Annotated in this window: 13 protein-coding genes; 9 read left to right on the top strand and 4 right to left on the bottom strand. The window is 68.9% G+C overall.

Features of this window, described 5'->3' with window-relative positions; all coding sequences use genetic code 11:
* Entirely contained in the window at positions 1-963 is a 963-nt protein-coding gene (locus ACFWF2_RS05860) for a DUF2332 domain-containing protein (RefSeq protein ID WP_379305029.1), read from the bottom strand.
* A 577-nt stretch (positions 964-1,540) separates the two neighbouring features.
* Between ACFWF2_RS05860 and ACFWF2_RS05855 the strand changes: the two genes are divergently transcribed.
* The 5 genes from ACFWF2_RS05855 (at position 1,541) to ACFWF2_RS05835 (ending at position 9,645) form a co-directional block, all read left to right on the top strand.
* On the top strand, positions 1,541-2,779 hold the full coding sequence (locus tag ACFWF2_RS05855; RefSeq protein WP_379305027.1) for a cation:proton antiporter: 1,239 nt from the start codon (positions 1,541-1,543) through the stop codon (positions 2,777-2,779).
* 168 nt (positions 2,780-2,947) lie between these two features.
* On the top strand, positions 2,948-3,925 hold the full coding sequence (locus ACFWF2_RS05850; RefSeq protein WP_379305025.1) for a helix-hairpin-helix domain-containing protein: 978 nt from the start codon (positions 2,948-2,950) through the stop codon (positions 3,923-3,925).
* Positions 3,926-4,466: 541 nt separating this feature from the next.
* On the top strand, positions 4,467-7,289 hold the full coding sequence (locus tag ACFWF2_RS05845) for a ComEC/Rec2 family competence protein (protein WP_379305023.1): 2,823 nt from the start codon (positions 4,467-4,469) through the stop codon (positions 7,287-7,289).
* Positions 7,249-8,220 (top strand): DNA polymerase III subunit delta, encoded by a 972-nt coding sequence (gene holA / locus ACFWF2_RS05840; RefSeq protein ID WP_379305021.1) that lies wholly within the window; start codon positions 7,249-7,251, stop codon positions 8,218-8,220. The genes ACFWF2_RS05845 and holA overlap by 41 nt, the downstream gene beginning before the upstream one ends.
* Before the next feature lie 216 nt (positions 8,221-8,436).
* Entirely contained in the window at positions 8,437-9,645 is a 1,209-nt protein-coding gene (locus ACFWF2_RS05835; RefSeq protein ID WP_379305019.1) for an LCP family protein, read from the top strand.
* Between the two features lie 6 nt (positions 9,646-9,651).
* Here the strand turns inward: ACFWF2_RS05835 and ACFWF2_RS05830 are convergent, their stop codons facing one another.
* Complete coding sequence (locus ACFWF2_RS05830; RefSeq protein WP_379305017.1) at positions 9,652-9,897, bottom strand: hypothetical protein; 246 nt, start codon at positions 9,895-9,897, stop codon at positions 9,652-9,654.
* Positions 9,898-9,997: 100 nt separating this feature from the next.
* Positions 9,998-10,258 (bottom strand): 30S ribosomal protein S20, encoded by a 261-nt coding sequence (gene rpsT, locus ACFWF2_RS05825; protein ID WP_019045815.1) that lies wholly within the window; start codon positions 10,256-10,258, stop codon positions 9,998-10,000.
* Between the two features lie 260 nt (positions 10,259-10,518).
* Here rpsT and ACFWF2_RS05820 point away from each other — a divergent pair, with 260 nt between their 5' ends.
* From ACFWF2_RS05820 to ACFWF2_RS05805, 4 genes are all read left to right on the top strand, one after another.
* The gene (locus tag ACFWF2_RS05820) at positions 10,519-12,186 is read left to right on the top strand and encodes a circularly permuted type 2 ATP-grasp protein (RefSeq protein WP_379305015.1); all 1,668 of its coding nucleotides are present in this window, start codon (positions 10,519-10,521) and stop codon (positions 12,184-12,186) included.
* 5 nt (positions 12,187-12,191) lie between these two features.
* Positions 12,192-13,169 carry an alpha-E domain-containing protein gene (locus ACFWF2_RS05815; protein ID WP_379305013.1) on the top strand — a complete coding sequence of 326 codons (978 nt, stop codon included), beginning with the start codon at positions 12,192-12,194 and terminating at the stop codon, positions 13,167-13,169.
* A complete protein-coding gene (locus tag ACFWF2_RS05810) occupies positions 13,166-14,008 on the top strand; it encodes a transglutaminase domain-containing protein (protein ID WP_379305011.1) in 843 nt (280 codons plus the stop codon). Before ACFWF2_RS05815 ends, ACFWF2_RS05810 begins: the two co-directional genes overlap by 4 nt.
* A 66-nt stretch (positions 14,009-14,074) precedes the next feature.
* Positions 14,075-14,848, top strand: coding sequence for an aquaporin (locus ACFWF2_RS05805; RefSeq protein ID WP_379305009.1), 774 nt, complete (start codon positions 14,075-14,077; stop codon positions 14,846-14,848).
* Between the two features lie 60 nt (positions 14,849-14,908).
* On the opposite strand, the gene ACFWF2_RS05800 is transcribed toward ACFWF2_RS05805, so the two are convergent.
* Positions 14,909-15,460 (bottom strand): type II toxin-antitoxin system PemK/MazF family toxin, encoded by a 552-nt coding sequence (locus ACFWF2_RS05800; protein WP_379305007.1) that lies wholly within the window; start codon positions 15,458-15,460, stop codon positions 14,909-14,911.
* Between the last annotated feature and the right edge of the window lie 52 nt (positions 15,461-15,512).

Raw genomic sequence — 15,512 nt, 5'->3', positions numbered from 1 at the left:
CTACGCCGGGCCGAACCAGTCCAGCGACTGGCCGTGCGGCCCGGCGTAGGCCACCGGCTCGCCGTCCACCGCGAGCACCATCCGCGCTGTGCCCGAGTCTGTTGCGGGCAGCCGGTCGGCGAACTCCGCGATCACACCGGTGCCCTCCTGGGACACCCAATGACAGGGCAGCGCACGCACCGAGGTGATGAACTCCTCGCGGGCCTGTGCGGGCAGATAGGTGAGCACCGCGCTGTGGAACACGACCACCGTGCTGCCGGGCGGCGCGGTGTGGACCAGTTCGGCGACCTTCTCGTTCACGTCGCCCGCCACCAGGAGCGGTGGATTCGCGGCAGCGATCGCGCAGGACGCTCGCAGCCTCGCGAGACGTTCGTCCTGTCCCGGCCAGACCAGTGCTTCCAGCCATTCCCGATCCCGGATGTCTCTCGCGTCCAGCGGGTTCAGGTCGACTCCGGCTCGATGTACCACTTCGGGTAGCCGAGCCGGTATCGGTGCGTCGCCGGTTACCGTGCACGGCAACACCACTGGGGACGGACCATCGGCGGGATCCAGTGCTGTCCCGTCGTAGCGGTAGCTGAAACGGTCCGGGTACAGGCACAGTCCCGCCGATGCGCCGACCTCGATCAGCGCCAGCGGTCCGGGAAGCCGGGCGAGCACCGGTAGCAGTGTTGCCGCGCGGCCGGCTTCGTTCGTCTGGGTGCGTCTGGCCAGCGCTGTCGCCGAGATCGCGGGCCAGCGCGCGATCAGCTGCCCGCGGAACTCGCGGTAGGGCACCGCGATCGCGCCGTTCACGCGCGCGGCCGCCAGGATCAGGTTGGGTTGCTGCTTGTCCGTTGGCAGCTCGGCGATCAACGCCAGCACCGCGGGGTCCTCGGCGATGTCGACGGCCCGCCGAAGGTAGAGCGGGGAATTGCTGTGTACCTCGCGATACGCGAAGTCGCGGAATCGGTGTGCCAGGTCCATGGCACCATCCGTACGTCGTTTCGGCCATGCGCGCACCGTATTCGCTCGGACCGCGCGGATTCCGCGCTCAGCGCTCGCTGACCGGACGTTGTCCACAGGCTCGCCGTTGTCCACAGGTTCGTTTCCTGCGTCGCTTCGGCCCTGCCCGCCAGCTCGAGGTCGAGTTCGCCGCGCTGTGCGAGCAGGTGGGCGCCGGGCGACAGTCGGGGCGGGATCGTCTGGTCGGTCGGCGGCAGTATTTCTACGGCGTCGGCGCGCCAGCGGGCGCCCATGGGGTGATCGGGAAACCGAGTGAGCGAAGTATGGGAGCCTCACCCGATTCGTGTGAAGCGTGAGCGGCGCTTTCGGAGGAAGCTATTGCTGAACTGGCCTGTGACGCCGGCCTGATACTGCGTGGCCGTGCAGTCGGCCGATCGTACTCACGCCAGATTCTGTCCGACATCGTCTACCCGGAGGGAAGGGAATACCGAGAGATGAGCATCGAGTGCGACACCGTTCCGGCACGGATCACATTCGGACTTCCCGGCCACGGCCGTGGTGCGGGCGGACTGTTCCTGATCGTTTCCGCGGAGCGCGCGTGACGTGGGCATTACCGACGATCGCCACGGTGTTGTTGATCTTCGCGTCGATCTCGGGACGGATCTCGGGTACACCGATCACCGCACCGATGATCTTCACCGCCGCCGGCCTGTTACTCGGGGGCGTGTCGCTGAGGCTGATCGATGTGGAAGCCACCGCCGAGATCATCAAACTCCTCGCCGAGGTGACGTTGGCGATGGTGCTGTTTTCCGATGCCTCGCGGGTGGACCTGGCCGAGTTGCGTGCTGAGATCTCTCTTCCCGTGAGGCTGCTCGGAATCGGCTTGCCATTGACTATCGCGGCGGGTTTCGCTGTAGCGGTGGTCGTGCTCGGCGACCTCGCTTGGCCAGAGGCGCTGCTGCTCGCGGTCATCCTGGCTCCGACCGACGCCGCGTTGGGACAGGCGGTGGTCACGCTTCCGGTGCTGCCGGCACGGGTGCGGCAAGGCCTGAATGTCGAAAGTGGTCTCAACGACGGAATCTGCGTGCCCTTGTTCTTGATCGTGCTGGCGATCGCACACGCCGAATCCGGTGCAACCGGCGGCGGCGCCGCGGCACGGCTGGTCTCCGAACAGATCGGGTACGGCGTCTTGGCAGGACTGGTCGCCGGGGCGATCGCCGCCACGATCCTGGTCACTGCGCAGCGGCACCGCACAATCGACCCACTATGGGCGCAGATCGTTCCCGTCGCGGCCGCCCTACTCGGTTACACCGTCGCCGTGCCACTGGGCGGGTCGGGATTTATCGCGGCGTTCGTCGGCGGACTGACGTTCGGCACGATCCGCCGCCGCACCGCGAACGACAGCGACGACGCCGGCCTGCTCGACGAATCCGGCGACCTGTTCAACGCCGTCACCTTCATTGTCTTCGGCGCCGTGCTGCTCGGTCCCGCCCTCGGCCACCTGTCCTGGGCGGTACTGGGCTACGCGGTGCTGAGCCTCACCGTTGTCCGGATGGTCCCGGTCGCGCTATCCATGATCGGCACCCACGCCCGGGCCCCGACCATTGCCTTTGTCGGCTGGTTCGGCCCCCGCGGGCTCGCCACCATCGTCTTCGTCATCCTCATCCTCGAAGAACACCAGGAACTGCCCCACGAAGATCTTCTCTTGACCACCGCGGTCGTGACGATCGGACTTTCGGTACTGGCCCATGGACTCAGTGCCGCACCCCTGGCCCAGCGTTACGCCGCCTGGACCCGGCACCATCCTCGAGCCGAGCAGCACACGTCCCAGTCGTGACGTGGCCGCCTTTCCGATGATGACGACGAGGCCGACCAAGCCCTCGCCGTGCACGCGCGCGGCCGCCGGGATCGGGAGTTGTCCACAGGCTCGACGTTGTCCACAGGTTCGTTTCCCACCCAGGTCGGCGGCGGTTTGCCGAGGTCGCTGCCTCGTAGCGTCACTGCCATGTCACGACACGACGAGCACGAGCGGGTACGGCAACGGCTGGGCGGGCTGGCGGTACGCGAGAAGGTGGGACAGGGCGGCTTGCGCAGCGAGTCAGGTCGCGGACCCACACCGGCAGGGGCCCGCACCGATGGCGGCGCCGAGGGGCGTTGGGACGACGATGAACTCACGCCGCCGGGCGGGGAGGTGCGTGCGCCGGGTTGGCTCGACGACGGCGCGCAACCCGGCGGCCTGCAACGGCTTGTGCCCGAACGGTTCCGCGGGGCGCGCCTCGATCCCGGCCGCCGGGGTGCGCTGGTACTCGGCTTGGTGGGCCTGGTCGCGGTCGTGCTCACCGGCATCATGGTGGTGCGCGATCAGCCGACGCGGCAGGCGATACCGCCGGTGCCGGTAGTTCGTGCGGAGAGCATCGGCGGGCGAACCGAGCCGACCGCCACAGCCGCCGCGATGGCAGGAACCGGACCGAGCGCGAGCACGGAAGTCGTTGTCAGCGTGGTGGGTTTGGTCGACCGCCCGGGTCTGCACCGTCTGCCCGGTGGCTCCCGCATCGCCGACGCCATCGAGATCGCGGGCGGTGCCCGAGACGGCGCGGACCTGGCGGGCTTGAACCTGGCGCAACGCCTGTCCGACGGCGATCAGCTCGTGGTCGGCGCGACCGGCCCCCAATCAGGACCACCACGCCTGGGCAGCACCATGATTGGCTCCGCCGACCCCGCCCCCGCTACCGCACCGAGCGCGGCGAGTGTCACGGGCACGAACACCGCCTCGAACGGAATAGGCGGCAAGGCTCGCCTCAACCTGAACACCGCGACGGCAGCGGAGCTCGACGCACTACCCGGCGTCGGACCGGTAACCGCCACAGCGATCCTCGCCTGGCGCTCGACCAACGGCCGATTCACCGATGTCGCCCAACTAGGCGAAGTAGACGGTATCGGCCCTGCCCGCCTCGCCCGCCTGCGCGACCTGGTGACGACATGACCAGGCCGCCCGATCCGGTCGGCATCGGCGAAACAACCGACCCCACCAGAGATACCGATCCGCAGGGCGAATGCCCGGCATCGGTCGGCCCCGCACCAACCTCAACCCCCAACCACCTGACATCGACGGCCGACCTCGTGGCATCGGTCGCAGGCCCTGTCGCGTCGACCCTGGACAGCGGTATTCCGGCTCTGGAGCGCGTGGCGTCGAATCCAGCCCATGCGGCGTCGGCTACCGAATACCTGGCATCGGTCGCAGACCCTGTCGCATTGGCCCCGGGCAGCGTCGCGTCGAGACCAGGCCACGTGGCATCGACCGCCGCACGTGTGACATCGGCTGCCGCAGTATGCGTCGGGTCAACTGCGGACAACGTGGCGTCGAGCGCCGACCACGTGGCTTCGCCAGGTGATTTCTCGCCCTGCTTCGCGGACTGTGTCGGACATTCGTACAGCAGTGTGGAATTCGGGTGCTTCGGGGTCGGGTCGGTCCTCGGGCGTAGTGCGGTACGAGGCGATGGCCCGGGCGCGAATCCGGCGGGCGAATGAAGGCGGCACCGCGCGAAGAGGAGGTGGTGGAGGAGCCGGAGCGGCAGGTTCTCGATATGCGGCTGGTGCCTGCCGCACTCGGGTGTTGGGTTGCGACGATCGTTGCGGTGTCCCTTGGCTGGTTCGCGGGGCTGGTCCTGGCGGTCGGTGCCGTGGTGGTGGCGATCGGGTTATGGGTCGTGTTGTTGTGGGCGATCGCGCACAAGCGGGAGCGGTGGCGAGTCGTCGCGGTGGCGGGGCTGGCGACGATGCTGCTCGCGGCTGGTTTCGGGGCGGCGGGCGCGTGGCGTGAGTATCACGTGCAGGCGCACCCGTTGCGGGAATTGCTCGGGCGGTCGGTGACGGTGCTGGCCGTTGTCACCGATGACGCGAAACCGATGCGTGCGGGCGGGTTCGGTGGGCAGCGGCGGTGGATTGTCCATGCCGGGCTGCGCGAGTTCGGTGGCGGTGCGTCGACGATGCGGGTGGGTGGGGCGGTGGTCGTCCTCGCCGGTGATGACGAATGGGCCCGCCTGTCGCCTGGGCAGGTGATCCGGTTCCGGGCCCGGGTGAGTGAACCGAATCGAGCGGATCTGACGGTGGCGACCCTGAACGCGGTGGCCGATCCGGAGCTCGTCGGCACCCTGCCGTGGTGGCAGCGGCTCGCCGCGGACGTGCGGGCAGACCTTGTCGAAGCAGCGGGGAGAGCGCTACCGCCCGCCGCGGCGGGCCTGCTACCGGCACTGGTCGTCGGCGATACCTCCGAACTGTCCGATGATGTTCGCGATGCGTTCGAAATCGCAGGCCTGCAACACCTTTGTGTGGTCAGCGGGGCGAATTTCACGATCTTGCTGACTGCGTTGCTGGCACTCACCCGGCTGCTCACGGCAGGTCCGCGCACCAGTGCCGCGGCAGCCGCCGGGGTGGTTGTGCTGTTCGTCGTCCTCGCGCGTCCCGACCCCAGTGTGCTGCGCGCGGCGGCAATGGGCTCGGTGACGGTGCTCGCGCTGCTCACCGGCCGGCGCAAACAGGCACTGCCTGCGCTCGGTGCCGCCGTGATCGGATTGCTCGGTGTGGCACCGCAATTGGCGGTGAGTGCGGGATTCGCGTTGTCGGTGCTCGCCACAGCGGGGCTGATCCTGCTCGCCCCCAGCTGGGCGGATTGGCTGCGGGCACGCGGATGGTGGCGTGCGCCCGCGGAGATCGTCGCGGTGTCCGCCGGGGCCTTCGTCGTGACGCTGCCACTCATGGTCGCGCTGTCAGGACGGGTGAGTCTCGTGGCGATCATCGCGAACGCACTCGTCGCGCCGGTGGTCGGGATCATCACGGTGATCGGGGCAGTGGGCGCGGTGCTCGCGTGCGTGTGGGACGACGCGGCGGTGTGGGCGCTGTGGTGCGCACGCCCACCGCTGTGGTGGTTGCTCTCGGTCGCCGACTACACGGCCGCTGTACCCGGTGCCACCGTCACGGTGCCGTCGGGCCTGACCGGAGGACTGGTCGCTGCGGCGATCGTCGTCACCATCGTGGCGGCCTTGCGCTGGTCGAAGACCCGTCGGCTGCTCACTGTCGGAGCCCTGGGCGTCGCCGTGGTGCTCGTCCCGGTGCGGCTCTGGCAACCCGGATGGCCGCCCGACGGCTGGGTACTGGCCATGTGCGACGTGGGCCAGGGGGACGGCCTCGCGCTCTCGGTCGGACCCGGCGCGGCCGTGGTCATCGACACGGGCCCCGACCCTCGCCCGATCCGCCGCTGCCTCGACCGGCTACACATCACCCAAATCCGGCTCCTGGTACTCACCCACCCGCACGCCGACCACATCGACGGCCTGGCCGGCGCACTCCGCGGCCGCACCGTCGACGCCATCGCGACGGCCCCAGGCGAACTCCGCGCCACCGGCGACCACTGCCCGGACGACAGGCATCCCCACACCCCACCGGCACCTACCACCCGACCACACCACTCCTCCGGGAACTCGGAACAGTCACTCCCAGGCCAGGCGTCCATGCCGGCGACACCCGCGACAGCACCCCATCCCGCGCCCGGGCCTGAGGCTTCAGCATCGCCCTCGGCAGATGTGGCGGACGTGTCCGGGGGACATCCAGCGCACCCCGGCGAGGTGACAGCGTCGTGCTCGGGCGGAACTGCCGAGGGTTCACGCGATCGAACCCGCAGTGAATCAGCTGTCGCGCAGCGGCATTCGGCTGATCATGGCACTGGGTCCGGCGGTGTCGAGCGGGTTGTCGAGATCGCGAAGTTTGCCGGAATCCCGCTGATGGAACTCCATGCGGGGCATGTGCTGACCTTTGGGGCAGTGGAACTGGCGGTGCTCGCACCGAGCCGTGAGGTGCCGTCCTCACTGGAATTGGACGAAGCCAACGATCGGTCCCTCGTGCTGAAGGCACACACCGCAGTGGGTTCGATCCTGTTCACCGGTGACATCGAGGCCGCCGCACAGTCCCGTGCGCTGCGCGACAATGACATCCGCGCCGACATCCTCAAAGTGCCACATCACGGATCCCGCACCACCACACCGGAATTCCTCCGAGCGGTCCGGCCACGCCTGGCGTTGATCAGTGCCGGAACCGACAACACGTTCGGTCATCCACACCCCACGATCACCGCGGGGTTGGACACGCTCGGCGCCACCATCGCCCGGACCGACCGCCACGGGGATGTCATCGTCCTCGGCACCGCCGCCGACCTACGGACGGTGACCTCCCGCCGTCGGACCCGCGGCGGTCACGGTCGGCTCGGAGACCGCGGGCGATCAGCCTGTCGGTGGCCGAACGTAGGATCGCCTCGTGAGCGAACGCCCTGCCGCGGTACATCTGGTTCTCGGTGACGAGGAGCTGCTGGTCGAGCGCGCCGTGGCGCAGGTGACCGGGCAGGTGCGGGCGGGTGCGCCCGATCCGGAGTCGGTGCCGGTCGACCGGCTGCGCGCCGGTGACGCGAGCACTGCCGAGCTGGCGGAGCTGCTGAGCCCGTCGCTGTTCGCCGAGGACCGGGTGATCGTGCTCGAGTCGGCGGCCGAGGCGGGCAAGGACGCGGTCGCGGTGATCACCGACGCCGCGGCCGACCCGCCCGCCGGGGTGGTGCTGATGGTGTTGCACTCGGGCGGTGGCCGGGCCAAGGCGCTGGCGCCCGCGTTGCAGAAGCAGGGTGCGGTGGTGCACGAATGCGCCAAGCTCACCAAGGCCTCCGAGCGGATGGAGTTCGTGCGCGGAGAATTCCGCGCTGCGGGGGTTCGGGTGGCCGCCGACGTGGTGCAGGTGCTGATCGAGTCCGTCGGCTCCGAACTGCGCGAACTCGCCGCCGCCTGTTCACAGTTGGTCGCCGACACCGGCGGCAAGGTCGATGTGAACGCGGTGCGCCGCTACTACTCCGGTCGTGCCGAGGTCACCGGCTTCGACGTCGCCGAACTCGCTGTCGCGGGCGATCGCCCCGCCGCGATGGAAGCCCTGCGCTGGGCCACCGACCGCGGCGTACCGCACGTCCTGCTGGCCGACGCCCTCGCCGACTCCGTGCACACCATCGCCCGCGTCGGCTCCGCCGGCCGCGGCGACCCGTTCAAACTCGCCCAGCAGCTCGGCATGCCCCCCTGGAAAGTCAAGAAGGCCCAAGCCCAGACCCGCGGCTGGAACCCCGCCACCATCGGCACCGCCCTCCAAGTGGTCGCCACCCTCAACGCCGACGTCAAGGGGGGCGCCGCCGACGCCACCTACGCCCTCGAACACGCGCTCTCCCGCATCCTCGACCTCCGCGCCGCAGGCTGAACCCAGGACGTCGGTGCCGCTCCTGATCGCACAGCTGGGGCACCACCATGAAGCGACACGCCGTGCCGCCATGTAATCGGGATCGAATCGCGATGTCTTCCCGCTATCAGAGCTGGCACAGTTGATCATGACATGGACGACCCGACGGTTAGCCGGACCGGGGAGCGCGAGCTAGGTCGACGCGCTCGCAGTTCGGCGGGCTGGTGGGCCAGGGGCGTGGTCAAAGGGATGGCGGCCGGTCTGTCGGCCGTGGTGGTCGCGGTCACCGCGTACGGGTGGTCCACCGCGGGCACCTTCGACGCGGGGTTTCTGCGGTCGCAGGCCATCGAAGACGACGCGCCCCATTCGCTCGGTGGCGATCTCAACATCCTGTTGATCGGGCTGGATACCCGGCGCGATCAGAACGGCAACGAGCTGCCCCGCGAGGTGCTCGACCAGCTGCACGCCGGTGACGGGGACGAGGGCGGGTACAACGCCAATACGCTGATCCTGGTGCATATTCCGGCCGCGCTGAACAAGATCGTCGCGGTGTCCATCCCGCGCGACAACTACGTGCCGGTCAGCGGCATCCCCGGCTACACCCACGCCAAGATCAAGGAGGCGTACGGCTTGAAGAAGGCCGCCGTGCAGGACCAGCTGATCGCGCGCGGCGTCACCGATCAGCGGCGGCTGGAACAGGCGGGACGGGAGGCGGGGCGGGCCGCGATCGTCAGGACCGTGCGTGAGCTGACCGGCGTGCCGATCGACCGGTTCGCCGAGGTCACCCTCGCGGGCTTCTACGATCTGGCCGCCGCGCTCGGCGGGGTGGAGGTGTGCCTGAATCATCCGGTGCGCGACCTCGAGTTCTCCGGCGCCGACTTCCCGGCAGGCCGCCAGCATCTCGATCCGGCACAGGCGCTGGCCTTCGTGCGGCAGCGGCACGGCCTGGAGAACGGCGACCTGGACCGGACGCACCGTCAGCAGGCGTTCCTCACCTCGGTGGCCCGGCAGTTGCGCCGCGCGGGCACCCTCACCGATCCGGGCAAACTGGGGCAGCTGATGGAGGTGGCGCACCGCAATATCGTGCTGTCGGACGGCTGGAACATGACCGAGTTCGTGCGCACCCTCGGCACCGCGGAGAACCCGCAGGTCGAATTCCGCACGCTGCCGGTCCTTCGCTTCGACGTCGTCAACGGCCAGGACGTGAACATCGTGGACCGGCAGGCGATCCGCCGCGAGATCGCCGCCGCGTTCGGGATGTCCGTCCCCGCCGCCACGACGACCCGGCGCACGGCGGCGCGGACGGAACCACCCGCCGCGTGGCCGGGCGAAACATCCACGGGCGCCCGGCAGACCAGCACGACCGCGCCGGTGTCGGGGACTCCCGACGCGGGCAAGCCGGTCCGCGGCGACATCACCTCGGGGCAGATCCCCTGTGTGAACTGAGCCCGATCAGTCGCCGATGACGGCGAGCTGCTCCTCGTCGTCCTCGAGGTCCTCGTAGCGGCCCTCCCACTCGTCGTAGAGCGGGACCTCGTCCTCCCTGGTGACGATCCACGCGGCCGTGAAGCCACCGTCCTCGTCGGGCACCATCACGTTCTCGATCTTGAGACCGATCCCCAGGATCTCCGCAGCGCGGATCACCTCGGCCAGGTCGTCGCCTCGTACCACCGTCTGATTCGCGTACACCGTCAACATGCGCGGAATGGTAGCCGACGACAAAAGCCGCCGTGGTCATCGAGGCCACGGCGGCTGCGTCTTGCGAAGTGTTGCTGAGCGGGTACCAGGCCCGCTCCGATCAGATCTTGTTCAGAGCCAGCGCGAGCGCGGACTTCTTGTTGGCCGCCTGGTTGGCGTGGATGACGCCCTTGGAAGCGGCCTTGTCGAGCTTGCGGCTCGCGAACTGCAGCTGCTCGGCAGCCTTTTCCTTGTCACCGCTGGCGGCAGCTTCACGGAAGTTGCGGATCGCGGTGCGCAGCGCGGACTTGACCGACTGGTTGCGCTTGCGCGCCGCCTCGTTGGTACGGATCCGCTTCATCTGGGACTTGATGTTGGCCACGCCTGTATCCTCTGGTTTCCTGTCGCTGGGTGGTATGCCTTGAAAGCTCGTCGGGCGCGCGCCCACGATGCAGCAGATGGTGCTGAACTACGGGTAACACCGCGCCGAAGATCGAGGTTACCAGCTCGGCACCGCCGGGCGAAATCGGGCATCGACCGCGCGGTCGTGCGCCCTAGGCGGATTTCACCCGTTTCAGGTGATGCAAGAAATTTACCTGTGTCTCACACGGCCTCGCTCCCGGGTGATGCACAGTTTTTCTCATGACCTCCACCACAGCGCCGAGTTCGGCTCGATCCGCATCACCGGCGTTGGTGCGAACGAACGGTCACCCGGCACACACCGGTTTGTTCGAGGGGTACGGGCCGGGCCGCTTCGCCGACGCCTTCGACGAGATGTTCGACGCAGCGGGCCGCGTGCGGGCTCCCTACAAGGGCATCCACGCCGCGATGGCGGCCAACGACGTCAGCGATCTGGCCAAACGCTCCGACGCGCTGGACCGGGCGTTCATCGATCAGGGCATCACCTTCTCGCTGTCCGGGCAGGAGCGGCCGTTCCCGCTCGACCTGGTGCCGCGGGTGATCGCGGCCGCGGAGTGGGCCAAGCTCGAGCGCGGCATCAAGCAGCGGGTGACCGCGCTGGAGTTGTTCCTCGCCGACGTCTACGGCGAGCAGAACATCCTGCGCGATCAGGTGATCCCCAAGCGGCTGGTCACCTCGTGCGAGCACTTCCATCGCGAGGCCGCGGGCCTGGTCCCGCCGAACGGGGTCCGCATCCACGTCTCCGGCATCGACCTGGTGCGCGACGAGCGCGGCGACTTCCGCGTGCTGGAGGACAACCTGCGCTCGCCGTCGGGGGTGTCCTATGTGATGGAGAACCGGCGCACGATGGCCAGGGTCTTCCCTGATCTGTTCTCCTCGCACCGGGTGCGGGCGGTCGGCGACTATCCCGCCCATCTACTCCGGGCGCTGCGGGCTTCCGCGGCGCCGAACGAGGCCGACCCGACCGTCGTCGTGCTCACCCCCGGCGTGCACAACTCCGCCTACTTCGAGCATTCGCTGCTGGCCAGGCAGATGGGCGTGGAACTGGTCGAGGGCCGCGACCTGTTCTGCCGCGACAACGTCGTCTACATGCGGACGACGGCGGGTGAGCGGCAGGTCGACGTGATCTACCGGCGCATCGACGACACCTTCCTCGACCCCATGCACTTCCGGCCGGACTCGGTGCTCGGTATCGCCGGCGTCCTCAATGCCGCCCGCGCGGGCAATGTGGTGATCTCCAGCGCGGTCGGCAACGGCGTCGGCGACGACAAACTCGTCTACACCTACGTGCCGACGATCATCGAGTACTACCTCGGCGAGAAGCCGATCCTGCCCAATGTCGACACCCTCCGCTGCTGGCTCGACGACGAACGCGAGGAAGTGCTCGACCGGGTCGGCGAGCTGGTGGTCAAGCCGGTCGAGGGGTCGGGTGGCTACGGCATCGTCATCGGGCCCGACGCGACGCCGCGCGAGCTGGACACGATCAGGCGCAAGATCAAGGCCGACCCGCGCGGCTGGATCGCCCAGCCGGTGGTGCAGCTGTCCACGGTGCCGACCAAGATCGGCAACGACCTGGCGCCCCGGCACGTGGACCTGCGCCCGTTCGCGGTCAACGACGGCGAGGACATCTGGGTGCTGCCCGGCGGGCTCACCCGGGTCGCGCTGCCCGCGGGCTCGCTGGTGGTGAACTCCAGCCAGGGCGGCGGCAGCAAGGACACCTGGGTGCTGGCGGGTCGCTCCGGCCCGGTCGACCGGGAACTGGCGGGCCCGGAACTGGTGAGTGATCCGCCGCAGGCCGATTCGTTCGAGATCGGCCGCGAGCTCAGCGCGCCGCAGGCCAATCAGCAACAGCAGCAACAACAACAGACGCAGCGGCTGATCGGGGAATAACACACATGCTTGCTCGTAACGCCGAATCCCTCTTCTGGATCGGCCGATACGTCGAGCGCGCCGACGACACCGCGCGCATCCTCGACGTCGCCGTGCACCAGCTGCTCGAAGACGCCACCGTCGACGCCGACCGCACCTCTCGCGTGCTGCTGAAGGTGCTCGGCATCGAACCGCCCGACGGCCTGCGCCTAGATGTGTGGTCGGTGACCGACCTCGTCGCGTTCAGCCACGACCACGGCGTCTCGATCAGCGACTCGATCGGCAAGGCCCGCGAAAACGCCCGTGGCGCACGCGAAGTCACCTCCAGTGAGATGTGGGAATGCCTCAACGCCACCTACAACGGGCTGGCGGCGGCGGAGAAGGCGGCGCGCGGCCTCGGCCCGCACGAGTTCTTCTCCTACATCAAGGACCGGGCCGCGATGTTCACCGGACTGACCGACTCGACGCTCTCGCGCGACGACGGCTACCGGTTCTTGCTGCTCGGCCGGTCCATCGAACGGGTGGACATGATGGTGCGCCTGCTGCTCTCGCGCGCAGGCGACCGCACCTCCTCGCCCGCCTGGGTGACGGTGCTGCGCTCGGCGGGCGCCCACGACACCTATCTGCGCACCCACCGCGGTGCACTCGACGCGGCGAGGGTCGCCGAATTCATCCTGATCGACCGGCTTTTCCCGCGCTCGGTGTTCCACACGCTGCGCGTCGCCGAGGCCTGCCTGACCGAGCTCGACCAGCGACCGGGCAGTCGCGTCGGCGCGCGGCACGAGGCACAGCGCGTGCTGGGCCGGGCCCGCAGCGAACTCGAATTCCTGCCGCCCGGTGTGCTGCTGGAGGACCTGCAGAACCGGCTGCTCGCGCTGCAGAAATCGTGCCGCGAGGTGAGCGAGGCCGTGTCCCGCCAGTACTTCCATGCCGCACCGTGGGTGGCGTGGACCGATGTGCGCAGCAGCTCCGACGGGCGTGTGCAGGTGGAGGGGGAGCTGTGAGCTGGCGGATCAGGGTGGTGCACACCACCGGTTATGTCTACGCCGCGCCGGTGACGCGGTCGTTCAACGAGGCCAGGCTGACCCCGCGCGCGGACAGCAGGCAGAACGTGATCCTCAATCGCGTCGAAACCGTGCCCGCCACCAGGTCGTATCGCTACACCGACTACTGGGGCACCGCGGTCACCGCGTTCGATCTGCACGCGCCGCACACCGAACTGGAGGTGACCGGGTCGTCGGTGGTGGAGACCGAGCCGTTCGCCGAGCCGGCCGAGGAACTGACCTGGGACGAACTGCGCGGCGGACGGATGGTCGATCGCTTCGACGAAATGCTCGGTCCCACCGCCTATGTGCCGCGTGACCGCAAGCTCGCGACCGTCGCCCGCCAGCTCGCCCGCGGGGAGGAGCCCGCCAAGGCGGTGGTGCGCGCCGCCGAGTGGGTGCACAAGGAGATGGACTACATCGCGGGCACGACCTCGGTGCACACCTCGGCGGTGGAGGCCTTCGCCGAGCGGCGTGGCGTCTGCCAGGACTACGCGCATCTGACGCTGGTGTTGTTGCGCAGCATGGGAATTCCCAGCCGGTACGTCTCCGGCTATCTGCATCCGAAGCCGGGCGCTGGGATCGGCGAGACGGTGGCGGGGCAGTCGCATGCCTGGGTGGAGGCCTGGACCGGGCAGTGGTGGGGCTATGACCCGACCAACAATCTGGCCGTCAACGAGCAGCACGTCTCGGTCGGGGTCGGCCGCGATTACGCGGATGTGCCACCGCTGAAAGGGGTTTTCTCCGGCGGTGGCTCGACCGACCTGGAGGTCGTTGTGGAGGTCACCCGCCTGGCGTAATGTCCAGTTCGCTCGTGCGGACCCCGCTCGCCGCGGGGATGATTCCTCCCGGAGAGGTGGTGGCCGATGCCCACTGCACAGGAACTCGTCGAACCCGAGGTCGTATCCGAGCCGAAGAAGTGGGCCGCCGAAGGACTCGGCACCTTCATCCTGGTGATCTGTGGCGTCGGCACGCTGGTGCTGGCAGGCGACCGGGTCGGTTCGCTCGGCGTCGCCTTCGCGTTCGGCCTCGCGCTGCTGTTCCTCGTCTACGCGATCGGGCCGATCTCGGGATGCCACGTCAACCCGGCGGTCACGCTCGGACAGCTGCTGCTCGGCCGGATCTCGGCCGTCGGCGCCGCCGGGTATGTGATCGCCCAGTTGATCGGCGGCTTCCTGGCCGGGCTCGTGCTGTTCGCCCTGGCCAAGAATTTGCCCGCCTACGACCGCTCGGTCGACGGGCTCGGCGCCAACGGCTGGGGCGCGCACAGCCCCTCGGCGGTGCGCGGTCCGCTCGGTGAGGTCGTCGTCCAGAACGGTTACGGCCTCGCGGCGACGATCATCATCGAGGTGATGCTGACCGCGCTGCTGGTGTTCGTGGTGCTGGCCTCCACCGACCAGATCTCCGATGTCCCGCTGGCCGGGCTGTCGATCGGTGTCACCCTCACGGTGATCTACCTGGTCTCGCTGCCGATCGACAACACCTCGGTGAACCCGGTGCGCAGTCTGGCGGTGGCGCCCTACCAGGACGGGGCGATGGGGCAGGTGTGGGTGTTCGTCGTGTTCCCGCTGGCAGGCGGCGCGCTGGGGGCGCTGATCTACGGGTTGATCTTCGGACGGTCCAGGGACGTGCTGAGCTAGCGGTCACCGAACGACGAAACCCCGATCCGGCACGGGCTGGACCGGGGCTTCCTGTTGTGTTCAGCTCCAGCTGTATTCGGCGACGAGCCGGTGGGCGACCAGGTCGAAGGTCTTGCGCTCGACGATGGCGCCTTCGCGCCGGATGCCGTCCTCCGGCACGTCGAGCACCCGGTCCAGCCGCACCCAGCTGGGGCGTCCGTCGTGGTCCCACGGGCCGGAGCCGATCCCGACCCAGTTGCGGTCGTGCGCGCGTTCGGCTTTGGACGACAGCATCAGTCCGAGCAGGGTCTTGCGATCGCGCCCGACGACCAGCACCGGCCGGTCCTTGCCGTTGGACGGGTCCTCCTCGTAGGGCACCCAGGTCCACACGATCTCGCCCGGATCGGCACGGCCGTCGAGCTGCGGGCAGTAGACGATCTGCCGGGCCCGGTGGGCGGTGGGGACCGGCGTCGACGCGGTCGGGCGGACCGCGACGGCGGGTTCCGGCTTGGCCGCCAGTGCCGCCACCAGCTTCTCTAGCAGCCGCGGCCCCTGCTTGCGCACGATCTTCGGTCCCTGCTCCTTGGCGATGACGCCGAGTTGCTTGCCGAGAGTGTTCCAACTGCTGGCCATCCCTGAAATATAACGGTGACTCGCGCTTCGGTGCACCGGTGACAGGGGGGCG

The organism is Nocardia sp. NPDC060259 (genome assembly GCF_042728775.1).
GTDB lineage: Bacteria > Actinomycetota > Actinomycetes > Mycobacteriales > Mycobacteriaceae > Nocardia.
The sequence above is the reverse complement of the archived record's forward strand: the minus strand, read 5'-3'. Positions and strand labels throughout refer to the sequence as shown.

What these genes read in the sequence shown, in the direction of transcription:
- ACFWF2_RS05860 (WP_379305029.1), bottom strand. Translation starts at nt 963, where the DNA reads ATGGACCTGGCACACCGATTCCGCGACTTCGCGTATCGCGAGGTACAC.
- ACFWF2_RS05850 (WP_379305025.1), top strand. Translation starts at nt 2,948, where the DNA reads ATGTCACGACACGACGAGCACGAGCGGGTACGGCAACGGCTGGGCGGG.
- ACFWF2_RS05845 (WP_379305023.1), top strand. Translation starts at nt 4,467, where the DNA reads ATGAAGGCGGCACCGCGCGAAGAGGAGGTGGTGGAGGAGCCGGAGCGG.
- ACFWF2_RS05830 (WP_379305017.1), bottom strand. Translation starts at nt 9,897, where the DNA reads ATGTTGACGGTGTACGCGAATCAGACGGTGGTACGAGGCGACGACCTG.
- ACFWF2_RS05820 (WP_379305015.1), top strand. Translation starts at nt 10,519, where the DNA reads ATGACCTCCACCACAGCGCCGAGTTCGGCTCGATCCGCATCACCGGCG.
- ACFWF2_RS05815 (WP_379305013.1), top strand. Translation starts at nt 12,192, where the DNA reads ATGCTTGCTCGTAACGCCGAATCCCTCTTCTGGATCGGCCGATACGTC.
- ACFWF2_RS05805 (WP_379305009.1), top strand. Translation starts at nt 14,075, where the DNA reads ATGCCCACTGCACAGGAACTCGTCGAACCCGAGGTCGTATCCGAGCCG.
- ACFWF2_RS05800 (WP_379305007.1), bottom strand. Translation starts at nt 15,460, where the DNA reads ATGGCCAGCAGTTGGAACACTCTCGGCAAGCAACTCGGCGTCATCGCC.